General features: G+C 42.6%; 13 protein-coding genes. 9 read left to right on the forward strand and 4 right to left on the reverse strand.

The window, feature by feature from the left end; all coding sequences use genetic code 11:
* Nucleotides 1-48: 48 nt before the first annotated feature.
* From putA to U9670_RS04190, 5 genes are all read left to right on the forward strand, one after another.
* Nucleotides 49-3,630: a bifunctional proline dehydrogenase/L-glutamate gamma-semialdehyde dehydrogenase PutA gene (putA, locus tag U9670_RS04170; protein WP_323841538.1), complete on the forward strand. Its 3,582-nt coding sequence runs from the start codon at nucleotides 49-51 to the stop codon at nucleotides 3,628-3,630.
* Between the two features lie 414 nt (nucleotides 3,631-4,044).
* Nucleotides 4,045-6,321, forward strand: a complete 2,277-nt coding sequence (nrdA, locus tag U9670_RS04175; RefSeq protein ID WP_323841539.1) for a class 1a ribonucleoside-diphosphate reductase subunit alpha — start codon at nucleotides 4,045-4,047, stop codon at nucleotides 6,319-6,321.
* A 144-nt stretch (nucleotides 6,322-6,465) separates the two neighbouring features.
* A complete protein-coding gene (locus tag U9670_RS04180) occupies nucleotides 6,466-6,798 on the forward strand; it encodes a YbaB/EbfC family nucleoid-associated protein (RefSeq protein ID WP_323841540.1) in 333 nt (110 codons plus the stop codon).
* A 17-nt stretch (nucleotides 6,799-6,815) separates the two neighbouring features.
* Nucleotides 6,816-7,409: a recombination mediator RecR gene (gene recR / locus U9670_RS04185; protein ID WP_323841541.1), complete on the forward strand. Its 594-nt coding sequence runs from the start codon at nucleotides 6,816-6,818 to the stop codon at nucleotides 7,407-7,409.
* A gap of 17 nt (nucleotides 7,410-7,426) precedes the next feature.
* Nucleotides 7,427-8,671, forward strand: coding sequence for a ribonuclease D (locus U9670_RS04190; RefSeq protein WP_323841542.1), 1,245 nt, complete (start codon nucleotides 7,427-7,429; stop codon nucleotides 8,669-8,671).
* Between the two features lie 78 nt (nucleotides 8,672-8,749).
* On the opposite strand, the gene U9670_RS04195 is transcribed toward U9670_RS04190, so the two are convergent.
* Nucleotides 8,750-13,153 (reverse strand): NAD-glutamate dehydrogenase, encoded by a 4,404-nt coding sequence (locus tag U9670_RS04195; RefSeq protein ID WP_323841543.1) that lies wholly within the window; start codon nucleotides 13,151-13,153, stop codon nucleotides 8,750-8,752.
* 270 nt (nucleotides 13,154-13,423) lie between these two features.
* On the opposite strand from U9670_RS04195, the gene xseA reads away from it, so the two are divergent.
* Complete coding sequence (gene xseA, locus U9670_RS04200) at nucleotides 13,424-14,932, forward strand: exodeoxyribonuclease VII large subunit (protein WP_323841544.1); 1,509 nt, start codon at nucleotides 13,424-13,426, stop codon at nucleotides 14,930-14,932.
* A 24-nt stretch (nucleotides 14,933-14,956) separates the two neighbouring features.
* Here the strand turns inward: xseA and U9670_RS04205 are convergent, their stop codons facing one another.
* From U9670_RS04205 to uvrB, 3 genes are all read right to left on the reverse strand, one after another.
* Nucleotides 14,957-16,303 (reverse strand): S41 family peptidase, encoded by a 1,347-nt coding sequence (locus U9670_RS04205; protein ID WP_323841545.1) that lies wholly within the window; start codon nucleotides 16,301-16,303, stop codon nucleotides 14,957-14,959.
* Nucleotides 16,304-16,326: 23 nt separating this feature from the next.
* Complete coding sequence (gene gpmI, locus U9670_RS04210; RefSeq protein WP_416381480.1) at nucleotides 16,327-17,859, reverse strand: 2,3-bisphosphoglycerate-independent phosphoglycerate mutase; 1,533 nt, start codon at nucleotides 17,857-17,859, stop codon at nucleotides 16,327-16,329.
* A 198-nt stretch (nucleotides 17,860-18,057) separates the two neighbouring features.
* Nucleotides 18,058-20,016: an excinuclease ABC subunit UvrB gene (gene uvrB, locus U9670_RS04215; RefSeq protein WP_416381481.1), complete on the reverse strand. Its 1,959-nt coding sequence runs from the start codon at nucleotides 20,014-20,016 to the stop codon at nucleotides 18,058-18,060.
* 514 nt (nucleotides 20,017-20,530) lie between these two features.
* Between uvrB and U9670_RS04220 the strand changes: the two genes are divergently transcribed.
* The 3 genes from U9670_RS04220 (at nucleotide 20,531) to U9670_RS04230 (ending at nucleotide 22,398) form a co-directional block, all read left to right on the forward strand.
* Complete coding sequence (locus tag U9670_RS04220) at nucleotides 20,531-20,695, forward strand: rubredoxin (RefSeq protein WP_323841547.1); 165 nt, start codon at nucleotides 20,531-20,533, stop codon at nucleotides 20,693-20,695.
* A gap of 26 nt (nucleotides 20,696-20,721) precedes the next feature.
* On the forward strand, nucleotides 20,722-21,708 hold the full coding sequence (locus tag U9670_RS04225) for an alpha/beta fold hydrolase (RefSeq protein ID WP_416381482.1): 987 nt from the start codon (nucleotides 20,722-20,724) through the stop codon (nucleotides 21,706-21,708).
* Nucleotides 21,709-21,795: 87 nt separating this feature from the next.
* Nucleotides 21,796-22,398, forward strand: a complete 603-nt coding sequence (locus U9670_RS04230; RefSeq protein ID WP_323841549.1) for a fumarylacetoacetate hydrolase family protein — start codon at nucleotides 21,796-21,798, stop codon at nucleotides 22,396-22,398.
* Nucleotides 22,399-22,436 lie beyond the last annotated feature (38 nt).

Genomic DNA, 22,436 nt, shown 5'->3' on the forward strand with positions numbered 1-22,436 from the left:
CATGATGATGTAAAAATTGTACTTATTTTGTTGTTTTAAGGAAAAATCATGTTTCATTTTGCCCATGACCAAGGTCCACTTCGTGATGCCATCACCAGTGCCTATCGCCTAGATGAACCAAGTGCTGTCAAAAATCTGGCATCAACCCTACAATTTGACACCGCTCAAAAAGATGACATTCGCACTCTAGCACATCGTCTGATCACACAGGTTCGTGCAGACCGCTCCAAATCCTCGGGTGTAGATGCACTCATGCAAGAGTTTTCATTATCTAGTGAAGAGGGTGTGGCACTGATGTGCCTTGCTGAATCACTGCTACGCATTCCAGACACCGCCACACGAGACAAGCTTATCCAAGACAAATTATCTGATGGCGACTGGAAAAGTCATGTTGGCAACAGTCCGTCAATGTTTGTCAATGCTGCCGCTTGGGGTTTGGTGCTGACAGGCAAATTGACACAGCCAACCAACGACAGTTTAGGCTCTGCACTGACTCGAATCATTCAAAAAGGTGGTGCACCATTCATTCGTGCAGGTGTTAATCACGCCATGAAAATCTTAGGTCAGCAATTTGTCACTGGTCAGACCATTAATGAAGCACTTGCCAATGGCAAAGAGCGTGAAAAATTAGGCTATCGTTTTAGTTTTGATATGCTTGGCGAGGCAGCAATGACCGCCGAAGATGCCGACCGTTATTACAATGATTATGTTACCGCCATTCATGCCATTGGCAAAGATGCCAAAGGTCGTGGCGTGTATGATGGCAATGGCATTTCTGTCAAGCTGTCTGCCATTCATCCACGCTACTTTCGTGCACAGCATGAGCGTGTGATGACCGAACTGTTGCCACGCCTAAAAGCCTTATTTGTTCTTGCCAAAGAGTATAATATTGGTCTAAATATTGACGCTGAAGAAGCAAATCGCCTAGAATTATCACTGGATTTGATGGAAAAATTGGTATCAGATCCTGATTTGGCAGGTTTTAATGGCATTGGCTTTGTGGTACAAGCCTATCAAAAACGCTGTCCTTATGTGATTGACTATCTCATTGATCTAGCTCGCCGAAACAACCAAAAACTCATGATTCGCCTTGTAAAAGGTGCATATTGGGACAGCGAAATTAAATGGGCACAGGTTGATGGCATGGACGGATATCCAGTTTATACCCGTAAAGTTCATACCGATGTGTCATATTTGGCATGTGCCAAAAAACTGCTTGCCGCTCAAGATGCCATTTTCCCACAGTTTGCCACACATAATGCCCAGTCTCTTGCTACTATTTATAAGATGGGCGAGGGTAAAGATTTTGAATTCCAATGCCTACATGGCATGGGTGAGACCTTGTATGATCAAGTTGTTGGTGAAAAAAATCTGGGTCGTCGTGTGCGTATTTATGCACCTGTTGGCACGCACAAAACCCTACTTGCCTATTTAGTTCGTCGCTTGCTTGAAAATGGTGCTAACTCATCATTTGTCAATCGCATTGTAGATGAAAAAGTGAGTATTGATGCACTGACCATATCGCCACTAGATGAGATTGATGTTAATAACATTACTGCCAATCCACTCACACCAAAACCACGCCACATTTATGGCGAGCGTCTAAATTCATATGGCATTGACCTATCCAATGAACACATTTTGGCAGAACTGCAAGCCAACATGAATGCCGCACTTGACATTAATTTTGACATCAGCTCAATCACAAGCATTCCTGTGCAACACAACATGGCACACGATGTGAAAAACCCTGCTGACAACAACGACATTGTTGGCCGTGTGTCATTCCTTAACCCAATCTGTGTTCATGATGTCATCACCGCCACAATCAACGCTCAGGGTGCATGGCAAGCAACCACACCAAAGGCTCGTGCTGATGTTTTGCGTCGTTTTGCCGACACACTAGAATCCCCAAAGCATATGGCACTACTAATGATGATTGCCATGCGCGAAGCTGGCAAAACACTATCAAATGCTATTGCTGAAGTGCGTGAAGCGGTGGATTTTTGTCGTTACTACGCCGATGAAGTGGAGCGTCTTAATCTAAATAGTCCTTTAGGGACAGTAATAGCAATTAGCCCCTGGAATTTTCCACTTGCCATCTTTGTTGGTGAAGTGGTGTCCGCTTTGGCTGCTGGCAATACCGTTGTCGCCAAACCTGCTGAGCAAACCTCAATCATTGCACATTTGGCAGTAACATGGTTGCATGAGGCAGGCGTACCAACCGACGCACTACAACTGGTGCTAGGTGCAGGTGATGTAGGGGGTGCATTAACAACAGACGATCGCATTGATGGGGTAATTTTTACAGGCTCAACCGAAGTTGCCAAACGCATCAATAGTGTTTTGGCAGCTCGCACTGACAATCCTGTGCTGATCGCTGAAACTGGCGGTATGAATGCAATGATTGTTGATTCTACCGCTTTGCCAGAGCAAGTATGTACCGATGTTTTGGCATCTGCCTTTGACTCGGCAGGCCAGCGATGCTCGGCTCTTCGTATCTTATGTATCCAAGAGGACATTGCCGATCACATGATTGAGATGATTAAGGGTGCAATGGACGAATTGGTAGTAAACAGTCCTGCTTTATTATCAACAGATGTAGGCCCTGTCATTGATGCAGAGGCCCAAGAAAATCTACTCAATCACATCAACACTCTAAAACAGACCGCTGGCTATCATGAAGTCAAGATTCGTTCAAACAGTCAAGGAACATTTGTAGCACCCATCATGTTTGAGCTACAAAACCTATCGCAACTAAAAAAAGAAGTGTTTGGTCCAGTTTTGCATGTCGTGCGTTTTGCAGCACATGAACTTAATGATTTGATTGATGACATCAACAAAAAAGGCTTTGCGCTAACACATGGCATTCATAGCCGTATTGACGGTACAATCAATCACATCGCCAGTCGTATTGAGGCGGGCAATGTCTATATTAACCGCAACATCGTTGGTGCAGTTGTTGGCGTACAACCATTTGGTGGTCATGGCATGAGTGGCACAGGGCCAAAAGCAGGTGGTCCATTCTACTTGCAACGCCTAAGCCGTCTTAATATTTGGCACACGCCAAACATTGATGATTTGGCACAAATTGACGAACAAGCATTAAGTCATACAATTACTGTTGCCAAAAAACTGGGTATTACCGACAGTGAAATTCAAAACCTAAATCACATCGCCAATCATGCCAAAGCATCATCATTAAATGGTGCAACCATTACTCTACCAGGGCCGACAGGTGAGCGAAATACTTTGTCATGGCGTGCACCATATGCAGTAACAATCTATGGTGGTAATTTGGTGCAGTCTTTGAATGTTTTGGCTATTTTGGCAGCAAATGGTATCCAAGCAACCATCACGCCCAAGCATGTTTTATCCACGCATGCTAATGAGTTTGATGGTATCATTACCGTTACCGAACAAGCAGGTGCCGATGCTAACGACATCATCATCGCCCTTGATGCCATGCCAAGCGAAGAACAGGTGCGTTTGGCTGGCTTAGACGGTACAATCCGCCGAGTGATTGATGCAACACATGGGCTTGACATCGCACGCTTATATCATGAAATCAGCCAAAGTTACAATACCACTGCCGCAGGTGGTAATGCCAGCCTAATGGCAAGTGCTTGATTGTTTTGATGTTTGCAAAAAATACGCACTCAATTGAGTGCGTATTTTTATAAAATAAATCAATTTCTCTCATCATTTTAAAATTTCAATTAAAAAAATTTTTTAACCTATTGACAAATCTGCACCCCTTGCCAGCTCTATTGTGAATAAAGCAAGAAAAATCCACCCATAAAATTGCCAAAAAAACAAGCTAGTATTTTAAAAATTTTTAGGCTATATTGTGCTTATTCAAAGATAAGCATCTAGATGTGGTAGCAGATATCTAAAAGTAGTATTCATCGATGTGGCAGTTTAATACTCGGTAGCATATCCAACCGCTTAAAACACATCACGCCCTCTTGTATTGATAAAACTTATTATCATTCAGGCAGTATGCTAACACTCAACTCGTTCATAATATGGAAAAATGCGTTCATGACACACATTGACAAAATCCAAGTGATAAAAAGAGATGGCAGATTGGAGTCGATTGACCTAGAAAAAATCCACAAAGTCATCGCATGGGCAGCCAAAGATTTAAATAATGTCTCCGTATCGCAAGTGGAGTTAAAATCGCACATTCAGTTTTATGATGGCATTCGCACCAAAGACATTCACGAAACCATCATCAAGGCAGCTGCCGACTTAATTTCAGCAGAGACACCTGATTACCAATATTTGGCTGCGCGTTTGGCAATTTTTCACTTACGCAAAATTGCCTATGGTGAATATGAACCGCCACACCTATATGATCATGTCATCAAACTTACCCAATCTGGCAAATACGACAAACATATCGTAGAAGATTACTCAAAAGCAGAATTTGATGAACTAAACACCTACATTGACCACGAACGCGATATGAACCTTGCTTATGCTGCTGTTGAACAGATGATGGGTAAATATCTTGTGCAAGACCGAGTAACCAAGCAAGTTTATGAAAGCCCACAATTTTTATATATTTTAGTAGGCATGTGCTTGTTTGCCAACTATGATAAAGTAGAGCGTTTAAGCTACATCAAGCGTTTTTATGATGCAACTTCCAATTTCTACATTTCTTTGCCCACGCCCATCATGGCAGGCGTGCGTACACCAACACGCCAATTCAGCTCGTGTGTACTGATTGAATGCGATGACAATCTAGACAGTATTAATGCCACCACTTCTGCCATCGTTCGTTATGTCTCGCAGCGTGCTGGCATTGGTGTTAACGCAGGTGCAATCCGTGCATTAGGCTCACCCATTCGTGATGGTGAAGCCCAGCACACAGGTTGTATTCCATTTTTTAAAATGTTTCAAGCGGCGGTCAAATCCTGCTCACAAGGCGGTGTTCGTGGCGGGGCCGCAACTTTGTTTTATCCAATGTGGCATCTGGAAGTTGAAAGTTTGCTTGTTCTTAAAAATAACCGTGGCGTTGAAGATAACCGTGTTCGCCACATGGATTATGGTGTACAAATCAACAAAACTTTATACACCCGTCTCATTCAAAACAAAGACATCACGCTATTTTCACCATCTGATGTGCCAGGTCTGTATGAAGCATTTTTTGCCGACCAGACAGAATTTGAACGCCTATATGTCAAATATGAGGCGGATAGTAATATCCGAAAACGCAAAATTGCTGCACGAGAGCTGTTTAGCCTAATGCTTCAAGAGCGTGCCAGCACAGGTCGTATCTATGTACAAAATGTAGACCACTGCAACACACACAGTCCATTTGATCCAAGTATTGCACCAATTCGCCAATCAAACCTATGTATGGAAATTGCCCTGCCAACCAAACCACTTGATAACATCAATGATGAAGATGGTGAAATCGCTCTTTGTACACTATCAGCAATTAATTTGGGTAAAATCAATGAGTTGTCAGATATTGAAGAACCTGCCGAACTGATAGTGCGTGCACTTGATGCCCTGCTTGATTATCAAGACTACCCTGTTATTGCTGCTAAAAAAGGCAGTTTGAATCGTCGCACACTGGGCGTAGGTGTCATTAACTATGCCTACTATCTTGCAAAAAATGGCACAAACTACTCAGATAGTACCGCATTGGGCTTGACGCACCGCACCTTTGAGGCACTACAGTACTACTTACTCAAAGCCTCAAACAAACTTGCCAAAGAGCAAGGTGCTTGTCCATGGTTTGATCAAACAACTTATAGTCAAGGCATATTGCCAATTGACACTTATAAGGCAGATTTGGATAACATTTGTCAAGAGTCTTTGCATTATGATTGGGAGGGCTTGCGTGGTGATATTCAAAAGCACGGACTTCGTAATTCAACTTTGACCGCTTTGATGCCATCAGAAACCAGCTCACAGATTGCCAACGCCACCAATGGCATTGAACCGCCACGAGGACTTGTTTCCATCAAACAATCCAAAGATGGCATCTTAAAGCAAGTCGTGCCTGATATTGAACAATTGGCAAACCGCTATGAATTATTGTGGCAAATGCCCGACAATAATGGTTATTTGCGTTTGGTTGGCATCATGCAAAAATTCATTGACCAAAGTATTTCAGCCAATACCAATTATGACCCATCAAAATTTGAAGGTGGCAAGGTGCCAATGAAAGTACTGATTCAAGATCTCTTGACCGCCTATAAATTTGGTGTAAAAACCCTATATTACCACAACACGCGTGATGGTGCAGATGATTCACAAGGCGACATTGACGATGGTTGTGCAGGTGGTGCATGTAAACTATAAGTACACCATAAATACATTGTAATTTCAATATATCAATAGATACAATCTAAGTGGGTAAAATTTACCAACTTAGCTTTTTGATGTCAGTTTATGCTATAATGAGTAAAATTTTGCTTAATTTTAACCAGATATAGGGAAAAAATCATGAACATTCAAGCACTCATGCAACAAGCTCAAGCCATGCAAAAGCAAGTTGAAAAAAATGTCGAAGCTGCCAAAGCAAGCCTTGCTAATAAAGAAGTTCATGGCGAAGCGGGTAATGGTTTGGTGAAAGTAACCATGACTGGTCGCCATGTGGTTAAGCGTCTTAGCATTGACCCAAGCCTAATGAATGATGAACCTGACATGATTGAAGACTTGGTGGCTGCTGCCATCAACGATGCCGTTCGTCAAGCTGACGAACTATATGAAGAGGTTATGGCTGGTGCGACAACAGGCATGGGATTGCCAAAAGGTATGCAAGGTTTGTTTGGCTAAAACTGAGTAACTGTTTCGTGCTAACTCCTAATTTTGCGAACTTGGTCAAAGAGCTACAACATTTGCCTGGCGTTGGACAAAAAACAGCTCAGCGCATGGCATTGCAACTGCTCTCCAAAAAGCGGTTACAAGGCATCAGTCTTGCCCAAGCACTAGATACCGCCATGCGTAATATCGTTGAATGTCGCCATTGCCACTCATTTAGCGATGATGACATTTGCTCGATTTGTAGCGATGTGCGTCGTGATGAAACCTTACTATGCGTTGTTGAAAGTGCATCAGATGTGATGGCGGTTGAACAAAGTGGTGCATATCGAGGTAAGTATTTTGTCTTAGGTGGGCATTTATCCCCCATTGATGGCATCAATGCAGACGATTTACATATTGATGAGCTCATCTTTCGCCTAAAAAACAATACCATTAAAGAATTGATTCTTGCCACAGGTGCGACCGTCGAAGGTCAAACAACCGCCTTTTTTATCAATGAAGCCGCTCGCCCCCATGTTGAAAAGATCACTCGTCTTGCCCAAGGCATTCCTATCGGTGGTGAGCTTGAATATGTTGATAGCCTAACCTTGCATCAAGCTCTACAAAATCGTGCCTTTATATAACATATAATTTGTACAATATGACCAATTTATCTGCCAATATCACCGACACCACCGACCGTTTTAATTTTTTTCGTGCCCATGATGTGGACTTTCACGCCTTAAATGATTTACCCACCATATGGGTACGCACCGAAGATGAGTTGTACGCACTCATTGATGAGATTGACTCGGTTGATGTCGTTGCACTTGACACCGAATTCATTAAACGCACTACTTATTATCCAATTTTAGCACTGGTGCAGGTCAACACAGGGCGTGCAATTTATCTGGTAGATGCTCCCAAATTAGATTTAACTGAATTTTGGCAAGCACTCATTGAGGTACCAACGATGGTGTGGTATGCTTGCGGTGAGGATTTGGGTATTTTTTATTTACTTGCCAAAAATCCAGCTTTAACCAATATTTTTGATGTACAAATTGGCGTGGCTTATTTGACAGGCAGACTGCAAGTAGGCTACGGTCAGGCAGTAAGCGAAATTTTAGGCATTGATCTGAACAAAGGCGAAAGTCAATCCGATTGGCTTATCCGCCCTCTAAGCCAAGAGCAAGAAGTGTATGCTGCCAACGATGTGCGTTATTTACTCGCACTTTATGAAGCTGTAAAAGAAAAACTTCAACAAAATCAAGTCATTGAATATGTGTACGAAGACAGCAATCTATACGCCAAAGAGCTGCACGATACCGCCAACATGGACGATGGCATACTGTATTTGGATTTTTGTGCACCTGAGTACAACCGCCTACAAATAGGGGTGCTAAAAGAGCTTGTATTGTGGCGTGAATCACTTGCAAGAGCAATTAACGAACCAAGAACTTTCATCATTAGCAAGCAGGCAATGCGTGAGATTATTGAAACTTTGCCTGATAACATCAAGCTGTTGGCCAGAACCACCATCAATCGTGGTTCGCTACGCAAATATGGCGATGAAATTGTGCGGATCATTCACTCAGTAAAATCACAATCAGCAGATACCCTACCTCCTTTACCACCCCCTGTATATCGTAGCAAAGACAAACCCTTTAAAAAATTGCTTGACCAAGCCATCAGCGATTATAGCCATGTCATTCATGTTCCAGAGAACATACTGCTGCGTGGACGCTGGATTAATGATTTACTCATCATGGTCGCACAGGGCTCATCTGATGACCAGTTGCCACTTGGTTTGCAAGGATACCGAAAAGCATGGACAATAGGTACGCTTTTACCATTGCTTCAACAATACAAACCACAAATTTTGGCAGGCATGAATTTAAATCAGTAAGCTCGCCCCCCCCCAAAGTATTCATTAAAAAACCAGAACCTAAATAAGTTCTGGTTTTTTATCGCTAAGCATCAAGGTTTATTGTGTCATGGCAGATACTTGTACAGGCAGTCTGGCAAATAATGTTGCTGATTTTGCTGACAAACCTTGACTTTCTAGCATTTTGGCATAGGCAGTATCAATCAGATCTGATGAATCCGCCAGAGCACTGATCGTAATTGTCAATTTAGCCACATCAATCTGGTCGTTTACCATCAACAATGCCAAAATGGCACGCTGTAAATCACGACGCATGGCAATCTCAATGTCAAGTTGCAACTGAGCACTTACTTGATTATCAAGTAGCCCAATCTCATTCCAAAGCTTTTGCACACCAAAAGCATCACGCACCACCGCATAAGCTCGTGTGATGTCAGCAATGCTACGCCCTGTTTGCTTATAAATATCAAACACAGTTTCTATCCCCAAGCGATTCACCAGACCATTGGTCAGATAAGTACTGATGATTTCTCGGTGCAGACGATGCTTGACCATCTCATCAAAATATGGTTTGTCTAACGCATTTGGGAAATATTTTCTTAGCTCATTTAAAAAATACGCATCATCTGCCAATGAACTTGATAGCATTTCTTCATAGACCCACATTTTACCATATGCCAATAAAATCGCAAATTCTGGATTAGTGAGACCCAAATTTGCCAACCGACGCTCTTTTATCTCATCATCGCTTGGCAAATACTCAATGGCACGGTCCAAACGACCTGCATTTTCCAAAAACTGCATGAAGTTTTGATGCTCTGGCAATCTAGATGGTGCCTCACGCGATGACAATTCAATGGCTTGTGGTTGCAGATAGTTTTGGCGTAAAACAAGCTGTGCCACCTCGTCGGTCATGCTTTCAAGCAAAACATTACGCTGTTTAATCGTCATCTCATCCTGTTCAACGACTGCACCTAACAAAATCTTAATGTTTACCTCGTGGTCAGAGCAGTTCACACCTGCCGAGTTGTCAATAGCGTCAGTATAGATACGACCACCATTTTTGGCATACTCAATACGACCTTTTTGAGTACAGCCCAAGTTACCGCCCTCTCCTACTACTTTGGCACTCACCTCTCTGCCATTAACACGGATACAGTCATTGGTGCGATCGCCAACATCAGCGTGCTCTTCATCAGATGATTTGATATAAGTACCAATACCACCATTCCAAATCAAGTCCACAGGTGCTTTTAGCAAACGATTCAAAAGCTCGTTTGGTGTCAAGGTATCTTCTGCAATACCAAACGCCTCTTTCATCTGTGGCGTGATGGCAATGGATTTATCCGTGCGATTAAAGATGCCGCCGCCTTCACTGATCAAAGTGACATCATAATCTGTCCACATTGAACGAGGCAAATTAAATAGACGCTGACGCTCAGCAAAAGAAGTCTTTGCATCTGGATTTGGATCAATGAAAATATGCAAATGATTAAAAGCGGCTTGCAAGCGGATATTTTTGGACAAAAGCATACCATTGCCAAATACATCACCTGACATATCACCAATTCCCACGACGGTAAATTCATCGCTGTTTTGAATGTCTTTGCCCATTAAGCGAAAATGACGCTTGACACTCTCCCACGCACCTCTTGCCGTAATACCCATGCCCTTATGGTCATAGCCTGCACTGCCACCAGAGGCAAAAGCATCTTGCAACCAAAAGCCATACTCTGCCGACAATTTATTAGCAATGTCTGAAAAAGTTGCTGTACCTTTATCGGCTGCCACCACCAGATAAGGATCATCTTCATCATGACGTACGGTATTGGCAGGTGGTACAACTTTGCCATCAACCAAATTGTCTGTCAAATCAAGCAATCCACGAATGAAAGTCTGATAGCACGCCACACCCTCAGCTTGCCATTCTTCACGGCTTGATGCCTTAGTGCGGTCTTTGCAAACAAAGCCACCTTTTGAACCCACAGGAACAATGACGGCATTTTTAACCATTTGAGCCTTAACAAGCCCCAGCACCTCGGTACGATAATCCTCCATGCGGTCAGACCATCTAAGACCACCACGCGCAACCTTACCACCACGCAAATGCACACCCTCTGTGCGTGCTGAATACACATAAATTTCAAACATTGGTTTGGGCTTGGGCAGATGAGGAATTTGACTGGCAGCAAACTTAAACGACACCCGATCTTTACGATTACCCAATGGATCAACTTGATAAAAACTGGTACGAAGTAGTGCACCAATCAAATCTAAGAACCAACGAATGATACGGTCTTCGTCCAAGCTTTGAACTTTGGCCAGTTTGACATCAATGTCCTTTTGAACAGTGGCAATCACAAATTCACGCTCAATCACATCAGGCGACATCTTGGCATGAAACAGCTCAACCAATTTTTCACTCAGCTTGGGGTTTTTGACCAATGTTGCGTGAATATAATCATTGGAAAATGGTGCACGAGCCTGAACCATATAACGAGACAATGCACGCAAAATCAGCACATCATAGGCATCTAGGCTGGTCGTTAAAATCAGTTCGTTCAGTTTATCCGACTCAATGTTGCCTTGCCAAATCTCACGCAAGCTGTCCTCAAACTGACGACGCACCACATCAAGATCAATGCTGATACCATTGCGTAATTTTAGCTTGTATTCTTGTAGCCAAGCACTTTGATTATTGTCAAATTGGAAAGTCTGTGCACTTAACACCAATACACCAAAGTTCTCCAAAATCGGCAATACGAGCGATAAAATCAACGGTTCGCCTTGCCCATAAAGTTTTAAGGTCAGTCTATCCGCCCCTTCACCCACAGGCTGATACAGTCGCCACACCATTGGATTATTTTCATTAATGACAAGCAATCGCTTAGTATCGGCAGCGGCGGTGTTGGCATCATAGCGTTCTTTGTAGGCCGCAGGAATAAAATCCCCATACTCACGCATGATTCGGTTGGCTTCGCTTTCACCCAAGTCTTCACTAAGCACTTTTAGATACTCATCAGACCAATTTTGCATGAGTGTGGCAAGTTTATTTTCAAGCATGGCGGTATCCACAGGCTTGATATTTCCTGGAATGGTGCGTACATGAATATGCACTCGTGCATGGTGCAAGTCATTAAACTCAGTAGTGAAATTTGATGACTGGCCACCATAGCTTTCGGTCAAAAGATTTTGAATTTTAATGCGTAACTGCGTATCAAATTTATGGCGTGGAACATACACAAGGCAAGAGACAAAGCGTTGATAATGATCAATTCGTGTAAAAAGACGCAAGCGGTTTTTATCTTGTAATTGACTGATGGCACTTACCATTGGATACAGCTCATCAATGCCTGCTTGAAATAAGTCATCTCGTGGCAAGGTGTTGATGATGTGAGCCAGTTTTAAATAACTATGGCCATTCTTTGGCAAGCCCGACATACCAAGGATTTGCTCAGCTTTTTCACGAAGTAGTGGGATATTATTCACACTCGTCTGATAAGCACGAGAGGTCAATAATCCTACAAAGCGATATTCACCAATCAGCCTGCCATTACCATCATATTTATGAATGCCTAAAAAATCCATATAAACAGGGCGATGCACAGGTGATTCATGGCGAGACTTGGACAATAAAATCACCCGTGGCAAGCTCAGTAGATGCTTTAACTGACCTGGCAAGCGATGAAAGCTTTGCGACAGCGTATCTGTTGACACTCCACGCAATACACCAAGACCACTACCACCCACCGAATACAATTTGGCATCCTCACCCAATTCATCGAAGCGATATTCACGAAAACCCATAAAAATAAAGTTATCATTACCAATCCAATCCAAAAATTCTAGCACTTCTTCTTTAGAATGATACTTGGTTGGTATGGACACATTTGCCATCTCATCACGAATGATGGTCAGCTTATCACGCATGATTGCCCAATCTGCAACAATGACATCTAACGTGTGAATCTTGGCAAGCAATATCTCATGAATTTCATCAAGCACTTTGTCATCTTGGCGTGCAATTTCGCAATGAAGCAGTGAATACTGCTGGGCAATATCAGCACCACTTTCATCTGTCGTGGCGATATCAATGATATTGCCTGTTGCATCACGCACAACTTTAATGATGCTATTATGAATACGCTTGACCGACACGCCCTTTTTTTCAAGACTCATCAACACGGTATCGGTCAGAAATGGGCGGTCAAACACCACCATCTGAATCACACTGTTTTTACTGGCAAAATAATGCTCATCGCTCACAGGGTTGATGACAGATAAGCGTGGGATTTGACCGTTGTGGTTTTGCAACTGGCTAAAATGGTGCAATGCCATGCCTGCCAAATCATAATCACTCAGCACACCTGCAACATCATGGTGTAGGTGCTCATAATAAATACAAATGAATTTGCTCAAAAGCTTGGGATTTTCATGGCTTTTGTCAATAGCGATGCCGATAATATTGGCAATGCGTTCATCATCAATTGTTAAGCTATTCATACGCTTCCATCAGTTTTTGTTTATTTTAAAAAATTGGCATGAAAACACGCCAATTAACGCATAAATTAACCAAACATCAATGCAAATGCAAATGGGAAATTATTGTTTAGTTATCATAAAAAATAATAAATAATAATTTTTTATACCAATTTCCTGATAAATATGAACAAAATATCATCATTAAGACCAAATCAAGATTAAGACTTGTTGATAAATCAATCGCTTGTGATATAGTAGTACTTAGAATTTAACGAGATGTATGATAATTTTATGAGCACACAGGCCAAACGCATCGCCGACCTTGTCCAAAGTATCAGCACAACAGACAGCGATACCGATGATTTACATGCCAAAATCTTAGCCCAGATGGATGATTTGGACGGTCTTCAAGACACAAAAAGCACACTACAAGACACGCATCTTGCTCTCAGTGATTACCTAGAAGCGGTAAAAATGGTCATCAGCGATACTTTTGACCATGAAGTATGGATACGCACCGAAGTGCGTGCAATATCATCTAAAGGTGGGCATTATTATTTTGAACTGGCTGAAAAAGATGATAACGACCAAATCATCGCAAGTTGCCGTGCTACGCTTTGGCGATATCGTGCGTCTGGCGTGCTGGCAAAATTTCATGCCACCACAGGACGCATACTTGAAGCTGGTACAAGCATACTCATTAAAGCCTCTGCCACCTTTCATGCACAATATGGTTTTAGCATCAATATCAGCGACATAGACCCAACTTACACCATCGGTGAACTGGCAGCAGCCTACCACACTATGCTAAAACGCCTACACGATGAAGGCCTAACTCTACTAAATAAACATCTACCTACACCATTTGACATTCGCCATGTCATCGTCATCTCTCCAGAAAATGCCGCAGGATTGGGCGATTTTCGTCGTGAAGCAGACAGACTAGAAATGGCAAATGCGTGCCATTTTCATTATCATCATGCCACCTTTCAAGGCAATCATGCACCCAATGAAATTCGAATTGCCATCACACAAGCAATGGATAAATTTGTCAAAAAATTTGGTCATTTGCCAGATTTGCTTGTCATCATTCGTGGTGGTGGTGCAGTGGGCGACTTGGCATACTTAAACGATTATGAGTTAGCCGCACTCATTGCCGAACAAAAAGTACCTGTATGGGTAGGTATTGGACATGAACGAGATAAAGTGCTTATTGATGAAGTGGCTCACACACGCTTTGACACACCATCAAAGGTGATCGGTGCAATAGAAAGACAGCTCCTTGAGATTACTCAAAATGCCAAGCTTAATATGCAGCACATTCAAGCACTTGGTCAATCTAAACTTATAACGGCCAAAAATATAAGCAATAATGCCATGCAACGCAGTCAAGTCTCAGCATCAAAACTGATTCAATTGGCCAAAAAAGACAGTCAAAACCAAATGGCAACCACCAAACTTTTAGCCACCCATCAACTTGGTCAGCAAAAAATACACACAAACAACTTGCTCAATCAAAGCAAGGCACAATCAACCGCCAAGCTATCCCAAGTCAAAACAAAAACATCGCAATTTCTTAATCATCACAAAGTAATTACTAAGCAGCTACAACTAATGAGTGAGCATTGTCGATATTTACAAAGCATGATTTTGATTCAACACCCTGCCAAAACACTGGGTAAGGGCTATGCACTCATTCAGCAAGGTGGTCAATTCATCTCATCAAAATCAAAAGTAATACCTGATAAAGATATCATCATTGAATTTTATGACGGCAAAATAACCACCGCCCCAAAATAAAAACACAAAAAATAGGGGAGCCGATTAAAAACCACCCACAGGAGAAAACTCAATACCTGTTTCAAGTTTGCCCTTTTGCATGATGAATAAAGCCTGCTCCAGCCACGCATCAGTCATTGGTGCAGGCGTGTCTTGCAGAGTGTCTTGTGCCAGATTGAACTTCACATCAGGCTTAACGCCAATTTTATCAATTTGCTCAGCATTGGCGGTCAGATAGTGTGCGGTGGTAATTTTTACCGCTTGATTATCACCAATGGGAATTACCGACTGCACTGAACCTTTACCATAACTGGTCTCGCCGACGATGAGCGCGCGTTTTTGGGTTTGTAAACTGCTTGCCAGAACCTCTGCTGCTGATGCAGAATAGCGATTTTGCAAAATGATGAGTGGGATTTCGTCAAGCAAAGGCGAACCTGTGGTGTTCATGACACGCTCAATGCCACTACGCCCCTGAACTTGGGTAACAACTTGGTTACGCATGAACAAAGATGCCACATCAACCGCTGATTCAAGCACACCGCCAGGGTTGTTACGCACATCAATAATCATGCCCTGTATCGGTAAACCTGCACCAGCAACTTTATTTAAAATCTGTTCACGAGTGTTGGTCTGAAACACAGGCAATTTAATAATAACAATCCCATCTTTCATCACCGCCTCAATCTTTGACTGCACATCATGCGTACGGACAAGCGTCTTGGTCAGCTTAGAACGACCAGACTTTGAGAAAGTAACATCGACTTTTGTTCCCAAAATACCACTCAAAAGCTGTATCACATCGTTGGCTGTCTTATCGCCTGACAGACGCACATCACCAACTTGGTGCAGATAATCACCCACTGACAGCCCTGCCTTTTCGGCAGGTGAATCAGCAACCACCTTGGTAATCACCCAATGCCCCACATCAGCCTGCCACATCACACCAATGCCAATATCCGCCATCTTACCCATAGTAAATGACTGTAAATTGGCAAAGGCATCAGCGTCCAAAAACTCAGCATGGCTATCCACCTTACGCAACATACCATCAATGGCGTGGTAAAACAGCTCATCATCGCTTTTTTCTCTTGGGTATTCTCGACGCACCAGATCAATCACAGACACAAAAGTTTTTAGTGTATTTGGTGAAATGGCGTTTAATGGCACACGGCCTTGATGTAGTCCATCAATGCCGTGCAAAGTATTCGGCTTGGTATCAAGCACATCAAGCGCAACGCCATTATTACCCTGTATTTGCCCCTCTTCAGATGTATCGCCACCAACGCCAAAAAAATTGACCACCTTGACTATCGGCTTGGGTAATTGTGCCTGTGCTGACAGTGGATTTGCCATCATCAGCATTAAAACAGTTAAAGCGGATAATTTTTTCATACAGTTCCTATTTAGTTTTAAAATCAGCCTTCAACCAATAGGCTTTCACCCGTCATCTCATCAGGCTTGGCCATACCCATAAGATGCAAAATGGTCGGTGATACATCGCACAATCGCCCACCTTCACGCACAGATACAGATTGATCGCCCACATAAATGAATGGCACAAGCTCTGTGGTGTGCTGAGTGTGGACTTGACCGCTATCATAGTCTTGCATTTGTTCGCAGTTGCCGTGGTCTGCTGTAATGAGTAGATGCCCACCCATTTTACGCACACTCTGAACAATCATACCAATGCACTCATCAACCGCCTCAACTGCTTTGACCGCTGCATCAAACACACCAGTATGCCCCACCATATCGCCATTGGCATAGTTGATGATAAGCACATCAAATTCCCCTGATTCAATGGCAACTTTTAAATTATCCGTAACCTCATAGGCACTCATCTGTGGCTGTAAGTCATAAGTTTTAACATCAGGGCTTTTGACTAAAATACGCTTTTCGCCATCATACAACTCCTCTCTGCCACCGCTAAAAAAGAAAGTTACATGGGCATATTTTTCAGTTTCGGCAATACGCAATTGAGTTTTACCATGATTTTGTAGATACTCACCCAAAGTATTTACCAAACTTGTTGGGTAATAAGCAATTGTGGTTTTTGTATTATTTTCCAATTCATCTGAGTATTTGGTCAGCATGACATAGGCAGATAATTGTGGTGCAACTTTACGCTCAAAACCATCAAAATCGGTACCCACGAATGCTTGGGAAATTTCTCTTGCACGGTCAGCACGAAAATTCATAAAAATCACAGCATCATTATCACAGATGATGCCATTATCATCAATGATTGTCGCTTGGATAAATTCGTCTGTTTCACCGTTGTCATAAGCCAACTGTACCGCTTGGCTCGCCGATGATACTTCTCGCACGGCTTTGGCTTGGGTAAGTAATTCATAAGCCGCCTGCACCCTATCCCAACGCTTGTCTCTATCCATTGAAAAAAAGCGACCAATAAGACTGGCTATTTTTGCTTCACCCTCAAATTGGTGATTAATTTGGGTCAAAAACTCTTCAAAATCATCAATATAGCTTTGGGCAGATTTTGGCGGAGTATCACGCCCATCCATAAATCCATGTATGAATACCTGCGATGCACCTTGTTCTAGGGCCATGCGTACCGCTGATTTGATATGCTCAATATGTGCATGAACACCACCATCAGAAAGCAGTCCCAAAATATGAACCGCCCCTTCTGCATCATTGGCGGCTTTTACAGCACCGACCAACGCTTTGTTGCTAAAAAAATCGCCTGTTTTTATGTCGTTCATAATGCGAGTAGAATCTTGAAACAAAATACGGCCAGCACCCAAGTTCATGTGGCCAACTTCTGAGTTGCCAAATTGACCATCAGGCAAGCCCACATCCATGCCAGAACCTGAAATCAGACCGTTTGGACAAGTGGCCATCAGTTCATCAAGATTTGGTGTATTTGCTGCCAGAACCGCATTATCTCGTGGGTCAGTGCGATGCCCCACACCGTCTAAAATCATCAGCACATGAGGGATTTTTTTATTAATATTACTCACAGACTTCTCCAAATTCAAAAAAATTTACATTTTCTTATTGTAGCATATTCAGGAATGAAATTAACGCCACAACCATCAAATAATTACCACTTTTCACGCCCCGCCTTGGTGTTATTTTGGGCTTTTTCAGCAGACAGACTATTCTAGTAGATTGCAATCAGCCTAGCCCACCAAAAAATCTTTCAATGCCAACACTGTATCACGCACGCGTGCTGCTTCTTCAAATTTGAGCTCACCAGACAACGCTCGCATTTGTTTTTCAAGGCGGGCAATTTCCTTACTAATAAGCTCTGGCCGCCTTAAAATCTCTTCATCTACACCTGCAATCGCAGATTGATGAATTGCTACACTGCCCACCACCTGAACCACCTCTTCTTCACCTGTATCAATCTTATCAGTGATGGCACGATGGGCAGATTTTGGCGTAATACCATGTGCTTCATTAAAGGCAATTTGCTTGGTTCGTCTTCGTTCAGTTTCTTCTATCGCCTTTTGCATACTTGGTGTGATCTTGTCGGCATACAAAATCGCCTTACCATTAATATGGCGTGCAGCACGACCAATGGTCTGAATCAGCGAACGCTCCGAACGCAAAAAACCCTCTTTGTCTGCATCAAATATCGCCACCAAACTCACCTCTGGCATATCAAGCCCCTCACGCAGCAAGTTAATGCCAACCAACACATCATGCACGCCAGTACGCAGTTCATGAATGATTTTCATACGCTCTACCGTATCAATGTCTGAGTGTAAATAGGCAACTTTGACACCATATTCTTTTAGGTAGCTGGTCAAGTCCTCTGCCATGCGTTTGGTCAAAGTCGTGATCAGCACACGCTCATTCAAAGTTTTGCGAATATTAATCTCACCCAATACATCATCTACCTGAGTCAGCACAGGTCGGATTTCTAGCACTGGGTCAATAAGGCCTGTTGGACGCACCACCTGTTCTACTACTTGCTCACTTTTTTCAAGCTCATAAGTGGCAGGCGTGGCAGACACATAAATGGTAGACGGCTTTAAACGCTCCCATTCTTCAAATTTCATTGGGCGATTATCCATCGCTGAAGGCAGACGAAATCCATAATTCACCAGCGTTTCTTTACGAGAGCGGTCTCCTTTGTACATCGCTCCAATCTGTGGCACAGTAACATGACTTTCATCAATAAACAACAGTGCATCATCAGGGACATAGTCAAAAAGCGTGGGCGGTGCAACGCCTGATGGCCGTCCTGATAGGTGGCGTGAATAGTTTTCAATGCCATTGCAATAGCCAAGTTGTTGAATCATTTCAAGGTCGTATTGCGTTCGCTCTTTGATTCTTTGGGCTTCAATGAGTTTGTCATTTTCACGGAAATATTCAAGCCGATTGGCAAGCTCCTCCTTAATCGTTTGGCTCGCCAATTCCAACTTGTCTTTTGGGGTAACATAATGCGACTTTGGATAAATGGTAATGCGTGGTGCAGTACGAACATTATTACCTGTCAAAGGGTCAAACCAGACGATTTTTTCTACTTCATCATCAAACATAATAATGCGTACAGCAAGACTCTCGCTCTCAGCAGGGTAAATGTCAAGCACTTCACCACGAATGCGATAAGTACCTCGCCCAAAATCTAACTCATTGCGTTCATATTGCAGTGCCACAAGTCGCTTAATTAAGGTCGTGCGGTCTATTCTGTCGCCAACAACAATATGCAGCAACATTTTTAAATAGCTTTCTGGGTCACCCAAACCATAAATGGCAGACACACTTGCTATAATGATCGCATCACGGCGTTCCAATAAGGCTCGGGTTGCAGAAAGTCGCATTTGGTCAATATGGTCATTGATGGCAGAGTCTTTTTCAATGAAAGTATCAGACGCTGGCACATAAGCCTCTGGCTGATAATAATCATAATAGCTAACAAAATACTCCACCGCATTGTGTGGAAAAAACGCTTTAAATTCGCCATAAAGCTGGGCGGCAAGGGTTTTATTGTGTGCCATGATGATGGCTGGTCGCCCAAGTTGGGCGATGACCTTCGCCATTGTGTAGGTCTTGCCAGAGCCTGTTACACCAAGTAATAGTTGTTCTTTTTTGCCTGATTTGATGCCATCAACTAAGCCTTTGATGGCCATTGGTTGGTCGCCTGCTGGCTCATAATCACTGACCAAATCAAATGCCTGACTGCTGATTTGTGTGCCAGAGACATTCACGCCTATCAGTTCTGCCTTTTCTTGAATTTGCTTGGCAAGCTGGTTTAGATGGCGTTCTTGCCTACTGGTGCTTTTGATGTCTGGAATTCTCACGGCTTAGGTTGCTCAATTATCAAAAAATACCCCAATTATGGGGATAAATGTAAAAATTTGCAAGCTTCTCTTGCCACCAAAAATTAAGATGAGTCGCTTATTATTGTTATCTCACTATATGATGTATAAAGTATCTTAAACATCAGTTGATACAGGGTTTTGTTTTAATAATCACATCTTTTTACAAATTTTACTTGCAAAAAATAGCTACATATGTAAACTAAGCAAAGTTTTTTAAACAACTTTTTGCTGTTGATTGTTGATTGGCATTAACGAACATGATGACCATCAAGCAAACCTAAAACCAAACTAAACCAAGTCAACCAAATAAACAAGGTAATTTATGAAAAAGTATCAATGCATAGTCTGTGGCTGGATTTATGATGAAGCGTTGGGCTGTCCTGAAGAAGGACTCGCCCCTGGTACTCGCTGGGAGGACATTCCAGATGATTGGACTTGCCCAGAATGTGGTGTTACCAAAATTGATTTTGAAATGGTAGAAATCTGATGCACGCCCCTTTTTGCACGCAGTCCATGGATTTGCCAGAAGCTTGGCAAAGATTTGGTAAGATAAATTGGCAACCGTCTGATTTATCCCCCCATCTATACCAAGCCATCATTGATATCGGCGAAGGCATGGAATTATGCGTGGAAGCTGGAGGCAATCCCAACAATCCTGCCATGATTTTCATCGCAGGACTTGGTTCACAAATGATGTTTTGGCCAGACACGCTCTTAAAGCAATTCATGGATGCAGGTTTTTTTGTCATTCGTTTTGACAATCGAGACACTGGTCTTTCTAGCAAAATTCGCATTGATGGCTTACCAAAACTTAATACCATAAAAATGATGTTAAAGGTACAAGCAGGGTTGTCAAACCGCCAAGAACCCGTCGCCTACACCTTAACCGACATGGCAGAAGATGTGGCAAGACTCATCAAGACGCTTAATTTTAATCAAGTCAATCTGGTCGGTGCATCTATGGGTGGCATGATTGCCCAAATCGTTGCCGCACGCTATCCTAAGTACATTGATCATCTGGTGCTGATGTTCACCAGTAGCAACCGTGCATTTTTTCGTCCACCCAACCCTAAGCAATTCATGACCTTTATCCGTCGTCCAGAAAGCCATTCTGAAAGAGACATGGTACGCCACAGTGTGTGGTTCATGACAGCAGTTGGCAGTCCTGGGCATCTAGATATCAAAGGCACTCGTGCCATCGCCAAACAACGCTATCAACGCAATTTCCACCCCCTAGGTGTGGCACAACAACTTAACGCTATTTTAGCATCTGGGTCAATCTTACGATTCACCAAGCAAATCCGTGCCAAAACTTTAATATTGCATGGCAGCAAAGATGGACTACTCACCCCCAGTCATGGCAAATTTTTGGCAAAAGTCATTACCAATGCCACATTCAAACTCATTGATGGCATGGGTCATGACATTCCAGCTTACTACCATCCATACTTGGTGAGTGTGATCAGCCAACATTGTCATGATGACCACCATAACGGTTAGGACTGGCACAGCCATCAGTGTTTTTAAGTTTATATTTAAACAGCTTAATACCACCATCTCATTTTAGCTCATTTTAAGGAAAACTGCATGACTGCCATCACATTTAATAACACTTTTCATGCTGTCAACACCATCTATTGTATCGGCCGTAGCTATGTTGAGCATATCAACGAGCTTGGCAATGCCATGCCTGAAGAGCCATTGGTTTTTTTAAAGCCCAATAGCAGTATTACAACCAGCAACACCATCACTTTGCCAGATTTTTCAAATGATGTGCATCACGAAACCGAACTTGTATTACTTATTGGCGAAAATAAAACCATCATAGGGGTGACAGTTGGGCTTGATTTAACCGCTCGTGATGTACAAAGCGTTTGCAAAGAAAAAGGACTGCCGTGGCTAAAAGCCAAAGGTTTTAAAGGTGCGTGTTGGCTTGGCGATTTTAAGCCATTCATCAATAAAACCTACCATCTATCACTCACTGTTAATGGTGATATTCGCCAAGACGACAGTACCGACAAAATGATGTATTCTTTTGACTATCTGATTGATTATTTGGATAATTTATATGGGCTGACGGCAGGAGATATCATCATGACAGGCACACCCAAAGGCGTAGATAAGCTACAAAAAGGGGACAAAGTTGTCATTGGTCTTGATGATGAGGCATTTGAAGTATTGATAGAATAAATCAAATATAGAATAATCAAATAATGACAACAATACCA

This window comes from Moraxella tarda, from assembly GCF_035181405.1.
GTDB lineage: Bacteria > Pseudomonadota > Gammaproteobacteria > Pseudomonadales > Moraxellaceae > Moraxella.

Coding starts and splice junctions, on each gene's coding strand:
- U9670_RS04225 (WP_416381482.1), top strand. CDS start 20,722: ATGGATTTGCCAGAAGCTTGGCAAAGATTTGGTAAGATAAATTGGCAA.
- U9670_RS04220 (WP_323841547.1), top strand. CDS start 20,531: ATGAAAAAGTATCAATGCATAGTCTGTGGCTGGATTTATGATGAAGCG.
- putA (WP_323841538.1), top strand. CDS start 49: ATGTTTCATTTTGCCCATGACCAAGGTCCACTTCGTGATGCCATCACC.
- U9670_RS04180 (WP_323841540.1), top strand. CDS start 6,466: ATGAACATTCAAGCACTCATGCAACAAGCTCAAGCCATGCAAAAGCAA.
- uvrB (WP_416381481.1), bottom strand. CDS start 20,016: ATGGCCATCAAAGGCTTAGTTGATGGCATCAAATCAGGCAAAAAAGAA.
- U9670_RS04195 (WP_323841543.1), bottom strand. CDS start 13,153: ATGAATAGCTTAACAATTGATGATGAACGCATTGCCAATATTATCGGC.
- U9670_RS04190 (WP_323841542.1), top strand. CDS start 7,427: ATGACCAATTTATCTGCCAATATCACCGACACCACCGACCGTTTTAAT.
- gpmI (WP_416381480.1), bottom strand. CDS start 17,859: ATGATTTTAGACGGTGTGGGGCATCGCACTGACCCACGAGATAATGCG.
- xseA (WP_323841544.1), top strand. CDS start 13,424: ATGAGCACACAGGCCAAACGCATCGCCGACCTTGTCCAAAGTATCAGC.
- U9670_RS04230 (WP_323841549.1), top strand. CDS start 21,796: ATGACTGCCATCACATTTAATAACACTTTTCATGCTGTCAACACCATC.
- U9670_RS04205 (WP_323841545.1), bottom strand. CDS start 16,303: ATGAAAAAATTATCCGCTTTAACTGTTTTAATGCTGATGATGGCAAAT.
- nrdA (WP_323841539.1), top strand. CDS start 4,045: ATGACACACATTGACAAAATCCAAGTGATAAAAAGAGATGGCAGATTG.